Annotated in this window: 13 protein-coding genes; 9 read left to right on the top strand and 4 right to left on the bottom strand. The window is 70.3% G+C overall.

The genetic code is table 11. From position 1 onward, the window contains the following. Window positions 1-217 precede the first annotated feature (217 nt). The 3 genes from ULB03_RS25785 to ULB03_RS25775 all read left to right on the top strand — a co-directional run bounded on the left by ULB03_RS25785 (window position 218) and on the right by ULB03_RS25775 (window position 2,922). On the top strand, window positions 218-1,645 hold the full coding sequence (locus tag ULB03_RS25785) for an FAD/NAD(P)-binding protein (RefSeq protein WP_322485939.1): 1,428 nt from the start codon (window positions 218-220) through the stop codon (window positions 1,643-1,645). Window positions 1,646-1,807: 162 nt separating this feature from the next. Next, a complete protein-coding gene (locus ULB03_RS25780) occupies window positions 1,808-2,497 on the top strand; it encodes an EAL domain-containing protein (protein WP_322485938.1) in 690 nt (229 codons plus the stop codon). A gap of 140 nt (window positions 2,498-2,637) precedes the next feature. Beyond that, a complete protein-coding gene (locus ULB03_RS25775) occupies window positions 2,638-2,922 on the top strand; it encodes a hypothetical protein (RefSeq protein WP_322485937.1) in 285 nt (94 codons plus the stop codon). Between the two features lie 15 nt (window positions 2,923-2,937). Here ULB03_RS25775 and ULB03_RS25770 read toward each other — a convergent pair whose 3' ends face one another. The 4 genes from ULB03_RS25770 to puuE are packed head-to-tail and all read right to left on the bottom strand — an operon-like array spanning window position 2,938 to window position 6,858. Next, window positions 2,938-4,194 carry a M20/M25/M40 family metallo-hydrolase gene (locus ULB03_RS25770; RefSeq protein ID WP_322485936.1) on the bottom strand — a complete coding sequence of 419 codons (1,257 nt, stop codon included), beginning with the start codon at window positions 4,192-4,194 and terminating at the stop codon, window positions 2,938-2,940. Further along, window positions 4,191-5,438, bottom strand: coding sequence for an allantoate amidohydrolase (locus ULB03_RS25765; RefSeq protein WP_322485935.1), 1,248 nt, complete (start codon window positions 5,436-5,438; stop codon window positions 4,191-4,193). The genes ULB03_RS25770 and ULB03_RS25765 overlap by 4 nt, the downstream gene beginning before the upstream one ends. Continuing rightward, a complete protein-coding gene (gene uraD, locus ULB03_RS25760) occupies window positions 5,435-5,938 on the bottom strand; it encodes a 2-oxo-4-hydroxy-4-carboxy-5-ureidoimidazoline decarboxylase (RefSeq protein ID WP_322485934.1) in 504 nt (167 codons plus the stop codon). The genes ULB03_RS25765 and uraD overlap by 4 nt, the downstream gene beginning before the upstream one ends. Then, window positions 5,935-6,858 carry an allantoinase PuuE gene (gene puuE, locus ULB03_RS25755; protein ID WP_416211192.1) on the bottom strand — a complete coding sequence of 308 codons (924 nt, stop codon included), beginning with the start codon at window positions 6,856-6,858 and terminating at the stop codon, window positions 5,935-5,937. Before puuE ends, uraD begins: the two co-directional genes overlap by 4 nt. A 233-nt stretch (window positions 6,859-7,091) precedes the next feature. Between puuE and uraH the strand changes: the two genes are divergently transcribed. The 6 genes from uraH to ULB03_RS25725 are packed head-to-tail and all read left to right on the top strand — an operon-like array spanning window position 7,092 to window position 13,411. Then, on the top strand, window positions 7,092-7,496 hold the full coding sequence (gene uraH / locus ULB03_RS25750) for a hydroxyisourate hydrolase (RefSeq protein WP_322485933.1): 405 nt from the start codon (window positions 7,092-7,094) through the stop codon (window positions 7,494-7,496). 1 nt (window position 7,497) lies between these two features. Then, entirely contained in the window at window positions 7,498-9,018 is a 1,521-nt protein-coding gene (gene xdhA / locus ULB03_RS25745; protein WP_322485932.1) for a xanthine dehydrogenase small subunit, read from the top strand. Beyond that, the gene (gene xdhB, locus ULB03_RS25740) at window positions 9,011-11,386 is read left to right on the top strand and encodes a xanthine dehydrogenase molybdopterin binding subunit (protein WP_322485931.1); all 2,376 of its coding nucleotides are present in this window, start codon (window positions 9,011-9,013) and stop codon (window positions 11,384-11,386) included. The genes xdhA and xdhB overlap by 8 nt, the downstream gene beginning before the upstream one ends. Continuing rightward, a complete protein-coding gene (locus ULB03_RS25735) occupies window positions 11,383-11,976 on the top strand; it encodes an XdhC family protein (protein WP_322485930.1) in 594 nt (197 codons plus the stop codon). The genes xdhB and ULB03_RS25735 overlap by 4 nt, the downstream gene beginning before the upstream one ends. Beyond that, window positions 11,913-12,275: an XdhC family protein gene (locus tag ULB03_RS25730; RefSeq protein WP_322485929.1), complete on the top strand. Its 363-nt coding sequence runs from the start codon at window positions 11,913-11,915 to the stop codon at window positions 12,273-12,275. Before ULB03_RS25735 ends, ULB03_RS25730 begins: the two co-directional genes overlap by 64 nt. After that, window positions 12,275-13,411 carry a cysteine desulfurase family protein gene (locus tag ULB03_RS25725; RefSeq protein ID WP_322485928.1) on the top strand — a complete coding sequence of 379 codons (1,137 nt, stop codon included), beginning with the start codon at window positions 12,275-12,277 and terminating at the stop codon, window positions 13,409-13,411. The genes ULB03_RS25730 and ULB03_RS25725 overlap by 1 nt, the downstream gene beginning before the upstream one ends. Window positions 13,412-13,419 lie beyond the last annotated feature (8 nt).

Genomic DNA, 13,419 nt, shown 5'->3' with positions numbered 1-13,419 from the left:
GGGTGCCATGCCAGGAAGGTATGGATCGCGCAGGGTTCCCGAAATCCAACCGCCCCGCCATTTCACGAAATGACTAATGTGGTATGTAAGCCAAACGTCGCTTGACAGCGGGGGCGGCCGCATTTGAGCATGGGGATCAACTTGCGGCCCAAGCGGGCGGACACCATTGGGCGGAACCCCATTGAGCGTAGCCAGCGGGCGCCGGGCAGGAACATCCATGACGACACGGCCGACCATCGCCATCATCGGCGCGGGCTTCAGCGGCTCTTTGCTGGCCTTGCACCTTCTCTCCCGCGGGGCCGATTGCCCCCGCATCCTGCTGATCGAACGCGCCTCGGACTTCGGCCGGGGCTTGGCGTATGCCACTGGCAACCCGGCGCACCTGCTGAACGTCCGCGCCGGGAACATGAGCGCCTTTCCTGATCAGCCGGAGCATTTCCTGGCGTGGCTGCGCGCCCAGGGCGACGCCGTTCCCGGGGCCGCCGGGGCGGGCCCCGCCAGTTTCGTGGCGCGCCAGACCTACGGCCATTATTTGCAGAAGCTGGTGTCGGACGCGGCCAAGCAATCGCGGTCCGCCGGCCGGCTCATCCTGGTGCCGGATACGGCCGTCGCCCTGCGGCATGAGGGCGACAAGATGGTGGTGCGGCTGGACGTGGGCCGGGAGTACAAGCTGGACGCCGCCGTGCTGGCCATCGGCAACTTCCCGCCGCAGCCGCCGCATTTGTTCGACGCCAGCTTTTTCCGCTCCCCCCGCTTCCATCCCGATCCCTGGGCGCCCAGCGTGGCGCGGGACATTGGCGTCCGCGACAGCGTGCTGGTGGTGGGTACGGGCCTGACCATGGTCGACACGGTGCTGTCGCTGCGGGCGCGGGGGCACCAGGGGCAGATCGTGGCGCTGTCGCGGCGCGGCCTGCTGCCCCGGCGGCATACCGATGCCGTGCCCCACGTCATGCCGCCGCCGCCGGACCTGCCGACCTCGCTATCCCGCGCCCTGGCGCATGTGCGCCGCTTGGTGCGGGAGGAGCAGGCGGCCGGCCGCGCCTGGCAGCCGGTGATCGACAGCCTGCGGCCCCGCACCGTGGCCTATTGGCAGGCCTTGCCCCTGGCGGAGCGCAAGCGCTTCCTGCGCCACCTGCGGCCCTGGTGGGATGTGCATCGCCACCGCCTGGCGCCCGCCGTGGCGACGCAGCTGACCGCGCTGCAGGCCACGGGCGCGCTGATCGTCACCGCCGGCCGCCTCCAGACCATAGAGGAGGTGCCGGAGGCGGTGCAGGGCCGCGTGCGGGTGACCTACCGGCCGCGCAACGAAAACGACGACATCACCTTCCCCGTCGACCAGGTCATCAACTGTTCCGGCCCGGCCTGCGATATCCTGCGGGTGACCGACCCGCTGGTGCGCGACCTGCTGGCCCAGGGCACCATCCGCCCCGATCCCCTCCATCTGGGTCTGGACGTGGACGGGGAGGCGCGGGTGCTGGACGCCAGCGGTCGGCCGGTGGCCGGCCTTTACGCCATCGGCCCTGTGACGCGGGGCACCTTCTGGGAAATGACGGCCGTCCCCGATATCCGTATGCAGGCCGCCACCCTGGCCCAGCACATCGGCGCCTACATCGGCCGCCGGACGCGGGTGGTCGTGGAGGCGTGAGGGAGATTTCCTCGGGCCCTTGTCGAACGCGGAAAAGATATAATTATATGATGCAATGGTTGGGAGTTCTGACGGCCCCCGCCTTCGTCTCCGTCACGAAAGAGTCCATCCATGGGTTGCCAGGCCTGCCGCGAGGGTGCGGAGCTTCCCTTTGATTTCACGATGGCCTTTCAGCCCATCGTCGATGTCGCCGCCCGCACCGTCTTCGCCTATGAGGCCCTGGTGCGGGGCGTTAACGGCGAGGGCGCCGGCACGGTGCTGTCCGCCGTGGACGCGGACAACCGCTATGCGTTCGACCAGGCCTGCCGGGTCAAGGCCATAGAGCTGGCGGCGGCGCTGGGCCTGCCGGCCACGGGGGCCCGCCTGTCCATCAACTTCATGCCGGCGGCGGTCTACCGGCCGGAAAATTGCCTGCGCACCACCGTGCAGACCAGCAACGCCGTGGGCATGCCCCTGGATCGCCTGATGTTCGAGGTGACGGAGAACGAACCCGTCAACGATCCGGCCCACCTGCTGGGCATATTCCAGGAATACCGCCGTCGGGGTTTCCTCGCCGCCATCGATGATTTCGGCGCCGGCTATGCCGGCCTCACCTTGTTGGCCAAGTTCCAGCCGGACATTTTGAAGATCGACATGGAACTGACCCGCGACGTGTCCAACCGTCCCGTCAGCCGCACCATCGTCGCCGCCATCGTCCAGGTTTGCCAGACCCTGGGCATCACCGTGGTGGCGGAAGGGGTGGAGACGGAGGATGAGCTGGCCACCCTGCGCGCCATGGGTATCACCCTGTTCCAGGGCTACCTCTTCGGCCGTCCGGCCTTCCAGGCGCTGGACAAGCCTGTGGGGCTGTAACGCCTCAGTCGCTGGCGGCGCGGGCGTACAGGTCCAGGATGCCGAAGCGCTCCAAGACCGTGCGTGGTGAAAACCGGTAGCCAGGGCGGCAAGCCATCCCGTAAGACAGCGGCATTTCCGTTTAAACGCGATTTGCCGTCATGATCCTCGACATCATCGCCGCCCTGGGCCTGCTGGCCATCCTCGCCATCTGCGCCCATGGCATGCGCACGCCGCGGAAGCGCACGGGTTTCCTGCTCATGGCCGCCGTCACTCTGCTGGCGATGGGGGTGCTGGTGGCCGACAACGTCGTGGCCATCGGCCTGGTGCACAGCGCGCGCTTCGGCGCCGTCATCCTGGGCGTCATGGGCCTGATCAATGGCGCCTTGGTCCTGGCGCAGATCGTCAGTGGCAAGCCCTGGAACCCCCGCCGCCTGGGGCGGTGAGGCGGGGGCGGGGCGTCAGGCGGTCAGGAAATCCACCAGCGTCAGGGCCATGACCTCGGTCGCCTTGTAGAGGTCGCTCAGCGGCAGGCGCTCATCCGCGCGGTGGGCGTTGGCTTCCTCGATGGTGTGGGGGCCGGCGCCGTAGAGCACGGTGGGGATGCCGGCGGCGGCGTAGTGGCGGGCGTCGGTGTAGATGGGCACGCCCTTGGCGGCGACCGGCTCGCCCAGGATGCGGGTGGCGTGGCGGCTGAGGGCGTCGGTCAGGCGGTCGGTGCCGGCGATGGGCTTCAGCGGCTCCGCCAGCAGGATGCGGCGCACCGTCACCGTCGCCTCCGGCCGTTCGGCCGCCGCCGCGGCGATGACCTGGCGCAGGGTGGCCTCCACCGTGGCGCCCTGTTCCTCCGGGATCATCCGCCGGTCCAGGCGGAAGGTGATGCGGTCGGGCACGACGTTGGTGTTGATGCCGCCGGAAATCAGGCCGACGGTCAGCTGGGGGCTGCCGATGCCGGGCACGGCGGAAACGGTGGCGGCATAGCCGGCGCGGTGCTGGTACAGCCAGCTGAGGATGACGGTGGCGGCCTCCAGCGCGTCGATGCCGGTGGCGGGCAAGGCGGCGTGGGCGGACTTGCCCCGCACCTCCACTTCCAGGTGCAGGCAGCCGTTGTGCGCGGTGACGATGCCGTAGCTGAAGCCGGCGGACACGGCATAGTCCGGCTTGCTCAGCCCCTGGTCCAACAGCCAGCGCGGCCCGATCTCCCCGCCCGCCTCCTCATCATAGGTCAGGTGCAGTTCCACCGTGCCGTTCAGCGCCATGCCCTGGCGCGCCAGCTCATCCAGCGCCATCAGGGCGTAGGTGTAGGAGGCGAAGTCGGATTTGGAGACGGCGACGCCGCGCCCGTACATCCAGCCATCCTTGACGGTGGCGGCATAGGGATCCACCGTCCAGCCCTCGCCCGGCGCCACCACGTCGCCATGGGCGTTCAGGGCGATGGTGGGGCCGCCGGTGCCGAAGCTGCGGCGCACGATCAGGTTGGTGGCGCTGATCATGCCGTTGGCCTTGACCAGCTCATCCGGGACCACATGCCGTTCGACGGTGTAACCCAGGCCTTCCAGCAGCTCGGCGGCGCGGGCGGCGTGGGGGGCGCAATCGCCCGGCGGGTTGTCGGACGGCACTTTGATCAGCTCCGCCAGGAAGCGCACCTGCTCCTCCCGCTTGGCCGCCAGGAAGGTGTGGACGGCCTCCTGGATGGCAGTGGCGGCGTCGGTGGTCATGGGCGGGGTCCTTCGGCAAGGGAGACGGGTTCGAAGTGGCGCAGGAAATCCAGCAGCACGGTGACGGCCAAGTCGGCATCCTCCACCGTGATGCTTTCGGCCGGGTTGTGGCTGATGCCGCCGGCGCAGCGCACGAACAGCATGGCCATGGGGCAGAGCGCTTCCATCGCCATGGCGTCGTGGCCGGCGCCGCTGGGCAGATGGTGGGGCACGATGCCGGCCCGCGCCACCGCCTGGCCCAGTTGGCGCATCAGGCCGGGGCGGCAATGGGCGGCTGGGGCGTCGTGCGTGGGTTGGACGTCCAGCGCCACGCCCCGGCGCGCCGCGATGGCGGCCAGGGTGTCCAGCAGGTCGGCGGCGGCCTTCTTGCGGCTGTCGTCACACGGGCTGCGCAGGTCGATGGTGAAGACGGCTTGGCCGGGGATGACGTTCACCGCACCCGGCTTGGCCTCGATGCGGCCCACGGTGGCGACCAAATCCGGTTCGGCCCCGCCGGCGGTCTCCACCGCCAGCACCATTTCCGCCGCCGCCGCCAGGGGGTCGTGGCGCAGGGCCATGGGCACGGTGCCGGCATGGCCCGCCTGGCCGGTGACGGTGATGGCGTAGCGGCTGGCGCCGTTGATGGCGGTGACGATGCCCAGGGGCAGGCCCCGGGATTCCAGCACCGGGCCCTGCTCGATATGCACCTCGACGAAGCCCAGCACCGCCGCCGGGTGACGGGCCACAGCGGCCAGGCCGGCGGGGTCGCCGCCGAATTCCGCCAGCGCGTCGCCCAGGGCGATGCCGTCGCGGTCGCGCGCGGCCATGGCGTCGGGGGCGAGGGTGCCGGCCACGGCGCGGCTGCCCGTCAGGGTGACGGGGAAGCGCACGCCCTCCTCATCGCCGAAGCCCAGCACCTCGATGGCGTAGGGCAGGCGCTCCCCCCGGCGGTTCAGCTCGGCGACAGCGGCGACGGCCGCCAGCACGCCCAGATTGCCGTCGTACTTGCCGGCGTTGCGCACCGTGTCGATGTGCGAGCCCAGCAGCAGGGCGGGCAGGCCCGGCGTCGTTCCCTCATAGCGGCCGACGACGGTGCCGGCGGCATCCAGGTGCGCCACCATGCCCGCCTCGCGCATCCAGGTCAGCAACTGGTCGGCGGCGGCGCGATGCTCCCGCGTCAAATATAGGCGGGTCAGGGCGTCCGGGTCGGCGCTGTGCCGGGCAAAATCGTCCAGGCGCGCCAGGAGGGCGGGGCCGAAGATCACGGCAGCATTTCCTTCAGGCGCAGCAGGGCGATGCGTTCCACCTGCACGGTCGCGGTGGCGAACTCCGTTTCCGCATCATTGCCCACGCGGGCCGCGAAATTCTCCAGGATGGCGGCGCGGGTCAGGCCGCGCACCGCCAGGATGAAGGGAAAGCCGAAGCGCGCCTTATAGGTGTCGTTCAATTCCTGGAAGCGCGCGTATTCCTGGGGCGTGCATTTGTCCAGCCCGGCGGACGCCTGCTCGGCGGTGGAATCGGCCGTCAATTCGCCCCGGATGGCCAGGCGGCCGGCCAGGTCGGGGTGGGCCAGCAGCACACCCAGCCGCTTGTCCCGGCTGGCCGCCCGGAACTGCGTCACCAGGGCGGCGTGCAGCCCCTCCGCCGTGTTGGCGTCGGGCGGAAGGCCGGCATCCCAGGCGGCTTCCGCGATCCAGGGCGAATGCTCGAACACGCCGCCGAAGCGGGCGATGAAGGCGTCGCGGGTCTCGAAGGCATCGCTCATGCGCCGGCCCCCGTGTAGGGGTGGCGGGTGTGCCAGTGGCGGGCGATGTCGGCCCGCCGGGCGAACCACACGCCTTCGTGGGCGGCGGCATAGTCCAGGAAGCGTTCCAGCGCCTGGATGCGGCCGGGCTTGCCCACCAGGCGGCAGTGCAGGCCGACGGACATCATGCGTGGCGTTTCCGCCCCCTCGGCATACAGGGCGTCGAAGCTGTCCTTGAGGTAGGTGAAGAACTGGTCGCCGGAATGGAAGCCCTGGACCTGGACGAAGCGCATGTCGTTGCAGTCCAGGGTGTAGGGCACGATCAACTGCGGCTTGCTCCCTACCACTTGCCAATAGGGCAGGTCGTCGTCATAGGCGTCGGCGTCGTAGAGGAATCCGCCATGTTCGGCCACCAGGCGGCGGGTGTTGGGGCTGGTGCGGCCGGTGTACCAGCCCACGGGCCGGGTGCCGCTGACCTGTTCCAGGATGGTCATGGCCTTGGCCATGTGCGCCGCCTCTTCGGCGGGGTCCATGTATTGGTAATTGATCCAGCGATAGCCGTGGCTGGCGATCTCATGCCCCTGGTCCACCATGGCGCGGATGACGTCCGGATGGCGTTCGGCGGCCATGGCCACGGCGAAGATGGTGAGCGGGATTTTCTTTTTCCCGAACAGCTTCAGCAGGCGCCAGACACCGACGCGCGAGCCGTATTCGTACAGCGATTCCATGGACATGTGGCGCACGCCGGGCAGGGCCTGGGCCGCCACCATCTCCGACAGGAAGGCCTCGGACGCGGCGTCGCCGTGCAGCACGCAGTTCTCCCCGCCTTCCTCATAGTTCAGCACCAGCTGAACCGCGATGCGGGCGGCGTTGGGCCAGTCCGCCTGGGGCGGGTTGGCGCCATAGCCGATCAGGTCGCGCGGGTAATCCACCGTCATCATGCCGCTGCTCGCCCCCTGTTTTCCCAGCCCTTAAGGCGCATTATCGCCCGATAGGGTTGCCGCCGCGACCCCGAAAGGTCCAGCATGGCGACGCCAGCATATCGCGCGCCCCGGCACGGGCGCCTTCCTGATTGTTTTGAAAGACTTTCCTGGGGTGGCTGGCTGACGGGGCGATGCCACCCCATGTACCTTTTGTGCACAAGCGAGAACAGGGCGACAGACGGGCGGCGAAGATGAGTGCAGGCCAGATGAATGCGGGCCGGGGCGAGGGGCGCCTGACAACCCATGTGCTGGACACCATGGCGGGCAGGCCCGGGGCGGGCATATCCGTCGTGCTGGATCGCCTGGGCGATGATGGCGCCCGCACCCGCGTGGCGCAGGCCCGCACCAACGCCGATGGCCGCTGCGACGCGCCCCTGCTGGCGGGCGCCGACCTGGTGGTGGGCCGCTATGAGCTGACCTTCGCCGTCGGCGCCTATTTCCAGACGCGGGTTCATGAAGGGGGCGGCGTTGCCCTGGCCGATCCGCCCTTCCTGGATGAGGTGCCCATCCGCTTCGCCATCGCCGACGCCGGCCAGCACTACCACGTGCCGCTGCTGATCTCCCCCTACGCCTATTCCACGTACCGGGGCAGTTGAGATGCAGCACCGCCGAACCGTCCGCTTCCTGCTGGGCAATGAGCTGCGTGAACTGACCGACCTGGACCCGACGCTGACCGTGCTGGACTGGCTGCGCGGCACGGAGCGCCGCCTCGGCACCAAGGAGGGCTGCGCCGAGGGCGACTGCGGCGCCTGCACCGTGGTGGTGGGGCGCTTGGTCGAGGGTGCGGTCAGGCATGAGGCCATCAACGCCTGCATCCGCTTTCTGGCCACCCTGGACGGTTGCCAACTGCTGACGGTGGAACACCTGAAGCGGCCGGACGGCACCCTGCACCCGGTGCAGCAGGCCATGGTGGACTGCCACGGTTCGCAATGTGGCTTCTGCACTCCCGGCTTCGTCATGTCGCTGTACGCCCTGAACCGGGCGGAGCCGCCAGGCAGTGTGCCGGATGAACAGCGTATCGACGATGCCCTGGCCGGCAACCTGTGCCGCTGCACCGGCTATGCCCCCATCGTCGCGGCGGCCCAGCGGTTGCGTGACCGGACGCCGGACCATATCGACGACGCCCTGCCCACGGTGACCCGGGCGCTGGCCGCCCTGGCCGATGACGCGGTGGTGGAAACGGGCCGCGATGGCCGCCGCTTCCTGGCGCCGTCCACGGTGGACCAGCTGGCCGATCTGGTGCTGGCCAACCCCGACGCCACCATCGTTTCCGGCGCCACCGACGTGGGCCTGTGGGTGACCAAGCACCAGAAGGTGCTGCCCACCGTGATCTACACCGGCCGTGTGGCCGGCCTGGCGCGTATCACGGACCGGGGGGACGCCCTGGAACTGGGGGCCGCCGTCACCTTCACCGCCGCCAAGGCGGCTTTGGGCGCCTTGCACCCCGACCTGGACGAACTGTTGCGCCGGGTGGGGGCAGAGCAGGTGCGCAACGCCGGCACCATCGGCGGCAACATCGCCAACGGTTCCCCCATCGGGGACACGCCGCCGGCCCTGATCGCCCTGGGCGCCAGCCTGACCTTGCGCCGGGGGGCGCAGCGCCGCACGCTGCCGCTGCAGGATTACTTCCTGGCTTACGGGAAGCAGGACCGCCAGCCGGGCGAGTTCGTGGAAAGCGTGACCGTGCCCAAGCCGGGCCGGGGCGACTTGTTCGCCGCCTACAAGATCTCCAAGCGCTTCGACCAGGACATCTCCGCCCTGTGCGCCTGCTTCCTGGTGACCGTGGGCGATGACGGCCGCGTCACCCGCGCCCGCCTGGCCTATGGCGGCATGGCGGGCACGCCCAAGCGCGCGGCGGCGGCGGAGGCGGCGCTGCTGGGCCGGCCTTGGGACGCGGCGGCCGCGCGGGACGCGAAGGCGGCCCTGGCCCAGGATTTCACCCCCCTCAGCGATTGGCGGGCCAGCGCCGCCTATCGCCTGGCCGTGGCGGGCAACCTGCTGCTGAAGTTCCAGGCGGAAAGCGCGCCCGACGCCCCCGCCACGCGCGTGCTGGCGCAGCGTGCCCAGGCGCGTCCGGCGGGTTGCGATATCGCAAGCCGGGGGGTGTGCAATGCCTGACAAGACCCCCGCCGACATCAACGCCGACATCCCCGCCGCCAGCCGCCGCATCGACGGCGCCGTGCATGACAGCCGCCGCCACGAAAGCGCGCACAAGCACGTGAGCGGGGAGGCGCTGTACGTCGACGACATCGCGGAACCGGCCGGCCTGCTGCATGTGCAGTTGGGCCTGGCCAGCCGCGCCCACGCCCGCATCCTGTCCCTGGACCTGGAGGCCGTGCGCCGGGCCCCCGGCGTGGTGGCGGTGTTCACCGCCGCGGACATTCCGGGTGATAACGACATCGGCGCCGGCCTGCGCCATGACGAGCCGCTGTTCGCCGAGGATGTGGTGCAGTACCACGGGCACCCGCTGTTCGCCGTGGCGGCGGAGACGCGCGACCAGGCCCGCCGCGCGGCGGGCTTGGCCAAGGTGGAGTATGAGGATCTGCCGGCGGTCCTGGACATCGCGGCGGCGCGCGCCACCGGCACCCTGGTCACCCCGCCCATGACCCTGCGCCTGGGCGATGCGGAAGCGGCGCTGAAGGCGGCGCCCCGGACGCTGTCCGGCCGCATCGTCATCGGCGGGCAGGAGCATTTCTACCTGGAAAGCCAGATCGCCATGGCCATCCCGGGGGAGGATGAGGACGTGCTGCTCCACGTCTCCACCCAGCACCCCAGCGAGGTGCAGCACATCGTCGCCCACGTCCTGGACATCCCCGACGGGGCGGTGACGGTGGAGGTGCGGCGCATGGGCGGCGGCTTCGGCGGCAAGGAGACCCAGGCCAACCTGTTCGCCGCCTGTGTCGCCCTGGTGGCCAAGAAGACCGGCCGCGCCGCCAAGCTGCGCCCCGACCGCGACGACGACATCCGCATCACCGGCAAGCGCCACGATTTCGAGGTGGATTATCAGGTTGGCTTTGACGATCAGGGCCGCATCCTGGCCACGGACATGCTGTTCGCCGCGCGCTGCGGCTTCGCGGCGGACCTGTCGGGCCCGGTGACCGACCGCGCCCTGTTCCATGCCGACAATTGCTATTTCTATGGCAATGCCCGCATGGCGTCGCTGCCGTTGAAGACCAACACCGTGTCCAACACCGCCTTCCGTGGCTTCGGCGGGCCCCAGGGCATGGTGGCCGCCGAACGGGTGGTGGAAGAGGTGGCCTTCGCCACCGGCCTGGACCCGCTGGATGTGCGGAAGGTGAACTTCTACGGCACCACCGACCGCAACGTGACGCCCTATCACCAGACCGTCGAGGACAACATCATCGGCCCCCTGGTCGATGAACTGGAGGCGTGGTCGGACTATCGCGCGCGGCGGCAGGCCATCCGCGCCTTCAACGCCGCCAACCCCTACCTGAAAAAGGGACTGGCCCTGACGCCGGTGAAGTTCGGCATCTCCTTCACCTTCACGCCCTATAACCAGGGTGGCGCGCTGATCCATATCTACACCGACGGTTCCATCCATCTGAACCATGGCGGGACGGAGATGGGGCAGGGCCTGAACACCAAGGTCGCCCAGGTGGTGGCCGATGAGTTCCAGGTGGATATCGGCCGCATCCGCATCACCGCCACCACCACGGGCAAGGTGCCCAACACCTCCGCCACCGCCGCGTCCTCCGGCTCCGACATCAACGGCAAGGCGGCGCAGAACGCCGCCCGCGCGCTGAAGGCCCGGCTGGTGGAATTCGCCGCCGGCCACTGGAACGTTCCGGAGGCCGCCGTGGTTTTCACCGCCGAGGGGGTACGGGTGGGCGATCGGCTGCTAACCTTCCGGGAGGTGGTGAAGGCCGCGTACATGGGCCGCATTTCCCTGTCGGCCACCGGCTATTACAAGACACCCAAGATCCATTGGGACCGGGCCAAGGGCCAGGGCCGCCCCTTCCTCTATTACGCCTATGGCGCGGCGGTGGCGGAGGTGACGGTGGACACGTTGACGGGCGAGTATGTGGTTGACCAGGTGGACATCCTGCACGACTGCGGCGACAGCCTGAACCCCGCCCTGGACAAGGGACAGGTGGAGGGCGGCTTCATCCAGGGCATGGGCTGGCTGACGACGGAGGAACTGTGGTGGGACGCCCAGGGCCGCCTGCGCACCCACGCGCCCAGCACCTATAAGATCCCGGCCTGTGGCGACCGCCCGCGCCGGTTCAACGTCCGCCTGGTGCAGAACAGTCCGAATGTGGAGGACACCATCCACCGCTCCAAGGCGGTGGGGGAGCCGCCCCTGATGCTGGGCATCAGTGTGCTCCACGCCCTGTCGGACGCGGTGGCCAGCGTCGCCGGCCACAAGATTTGTCCCCGGCTGGACGCGCCGGCCACGCCGGAACGGGTGCTGGCCACCATAGAGCGTTTGCGCGCCCAGGCAGCGGCGGGTGAGGGGATGGCATGAGCACGGTTCCCTCGCCCCGCGTTCCGCTGTCGGCCCCCGGCCCCCTATCCGCCACGCTGGCCGGCCCCCTGGCCCGGGGCGAGGCGGTGGCCCTGGTCACGGTGACGGAGGCGCGCGGTTCCACCCCGCGCGAGGCTGGCGCCTGCATGGCGGTGGGAACGGACTGGCAGATCGGCACGGTGGGCGGCGGCCGGCTCGAGCATCTGGGCCTGGAAACCGCCCGTCGTCTGCTGGTCGAGGGCGGGGACCCCGTACGCCTGGACGTGCCCCTGGGCCCGGCCGTGGGCCAGTGCTGTGGCGGCCATGTCGTGCTGACGGTGGAGCGGGTGGACGAGACGGTGCTGTACCGTCTGCGCGCGGCGGAGGCCACGGCCCTGGCCGGCCAGCCCTGGCTGATGCTGTTCGGCGCCGGCCATGTCGGCAAGGCGGTGGCCCGCGCCATGGCGCCCCTGCCGCTGCGCCTGGTGTGGGTGGACAGCCGGGCGTCGGAATTCCCCCCGACCCGCCGGTCGACGCCGATATCCGCGTGGCGACGGAACTGCCCAGCCAGGTGGCGCTGGCGCCGCCCGGCGCCGGCTATCTGGTCATGACCCATAACCACGACCTGGATTTCGCCATCGCGGCGGAGGCGATACAACGCACCGACGCGGCCTACGTCGGCCTGATCGGGTCGCACACCAAGCGGCAGCGCTTCTCCCGCTGGTATCAGGCGCAGGGCTATGACCCGGTCCACCTGCGCCGCCTGATCTGCCCCATTGGCGCCGGCCTCTCGGGGGACAAGCGGCCCGAGGTTATCGCGGCCCTCACCGTGGCGGAGGTGCTGACCACCCTGTTGCGCCGCCCGCCGCAGACCACGGTGATGATGGGCGATATCTACGGGGCCATCTAGTGGCGGGCCTTCCCACGGCCGCCGGCGGTGGCCCGCTCTATCTGGACCACCTGGCCAGCACGCCCCTGGATGCGGACGTGCTGGCCGCCATGCTGCCCTGGTTCCAGCCGGACCATGCCGGCAACGCCCAGTCCGCCCATCACAATCCTGGCCGCCAGGCCGCCCGCGCCATAATCCAGGCCGCCCGCGCCGTGGCGGCGCTGGTGGAGGCGCCGGCGGATGCCACCGTGACCTTCACCCCCAGCGCCAGCGAGGCCAACCGCCTAGCCCTTCGGGGCCTGGTGCCGGCCGGCATTCCGGTCCTGGTCTCGGCCATCGAGCATGACAGCGTGCTGCGCCAGGTGGCGGATCTGCGGGCCGCCGGGCACGCGGTCACCCTGCTGCCGGTGGACGGCCTGGGCGTCATCCGCCTGGACGCGCTGGAGGCCGCCTTGGTCGGGGCGGGCCGTCCGGCCCTGCTGTCGCTCATGGCCGCCAACAATGAGGTCGGCAGCCTGCAGCCGCTGGCGGCGGTGGGGGACCTGTGCCGTCGCCATGGCGCCCTGTGGCATTGCGACGGGGTGCAGCGCGTGGCGACGGGCCCCTTGCCTTTGGGAGACAAGGATCGTTCCGGCCCCGATATGATAACACTGTCGGCGCACAAGCTCTATGGGCCGCAGGGCGTGGGCGCCCTGGTGGCGCGGTCGGGCCTGGCGCCAACCGCCCCCTGGTCCTGGGGCACGCCGCCCACCGCCCTGATCGTGGGCTTTGCCGAGGCGGCGCGGCTGGCCCTGCGCCGGCGCGATGATGACCGCGCCCATCTGTCGGCGCTGACGGCGCGGCTGTGGGCGGGCCTGAGCGCCGCCGTCCCCGGTATTCGGCGCAACGGCCCCGCCGATGGGCTGCCCGGCTGTCTCAACGTCACCCTGCCGGGTGTGGACGCCGCCGACCTGCTGTTGGACCTGCCCGACCTGGCGCTGTCCACCGGCTCCGCCTGCCGCTCGGCCAGCGGCCAGCCCTCGCATGTGCTGACCGCCCTGGGGCTGGACGCGGCCGCCGCCTTCGGCAGCCTGCGCTTCGGCCTCGGCCGGGGCACCACCGGGGCGGATATCGACCGGGCGGTGGCCCTTATCGCCGCGACGCTGCGGACGCGCTAAGATCGACG

Origin of the sequence: Nitrospirillum goiasense (assembly GCF_034427435.1) — a bacterium.
GTDB lineage: Bacteria > Pseudomonadota > Alphaproteobacteria > Azospirillales > Azospirillaceae > Nitrospirillum.
The sequence above is the reverse complement of the archived record's forward strand: the minus strand, read 5'-3'. Positions and strand labels throughout refer to the sequence as shown.

Coding starts and splice junctions, on each gene's coding strand:
- ULB03_RS25785 (WP_322485939.1), top strand. CDS start 218: ATGACGACACGGCCGACCATCGCCATCATCGGCGCGGGCTTCAGCGGC.
- ULB03_RS25780 (WP_322485938.1), top strand. CDS start 1,808: ATGGCCTTTCAGCCCATCGTCGATGTCGCCGCCCGCACCGTCTTCGCC.
- ULB03_RS25775 (WP_322485937.1), top strand. CDS start 2,638: ATGATCCTCGACATCATCGCCGCCCTGGGCCTGCTGGCCATCCTCGCC.
- ULB03_RS25770 (WP_322485936.1), bottom strand. CDS start 4,194: ATGACCACCGACGCCGCCACTGCCATCCAGGAGGCCGTCCACACCTTC.
- uraD (WP_322485934.1), bottom strand. CDS start 5,938: ATGAGCGATGCCTTCGAGACCCGCGACGCCTTCATCGCCCGCTTCGGC.
- puuE (WP_416211192.1), bottom strand. CDS start 6,858: ATGATGACGGTGGATTACCCGCGCGACCTGATCGGCTATGGCGCCAAC.
- uraH (WP_322485933.1), top strand. CDS start 7,092: ATGAGTGCAGGCCAGATGAATGCGGGCCGGGGCGAGGGGCGCCTGACA.
- xdhA (WP_322485932.1), top strand. CDS start 7,498: ATGCAGCACCGCCGAACCGTCCGCTTCCTGCTGGGCAATGAGCTGCGT.
- xdhB (WP_322485931.1), top strand. CDS start 9,011: ATGCCTGACAAGACCCCCGCCGACATCAACGCCGACATCCCCGCCGCC.
- ULB03_RS25735 (WP_322485930.1), top strand. CDS start 11,383: ATGAGCACGGTTCCCTCGCCCCGCGTTCCGCTGTCGGCCCCCGGCCCC.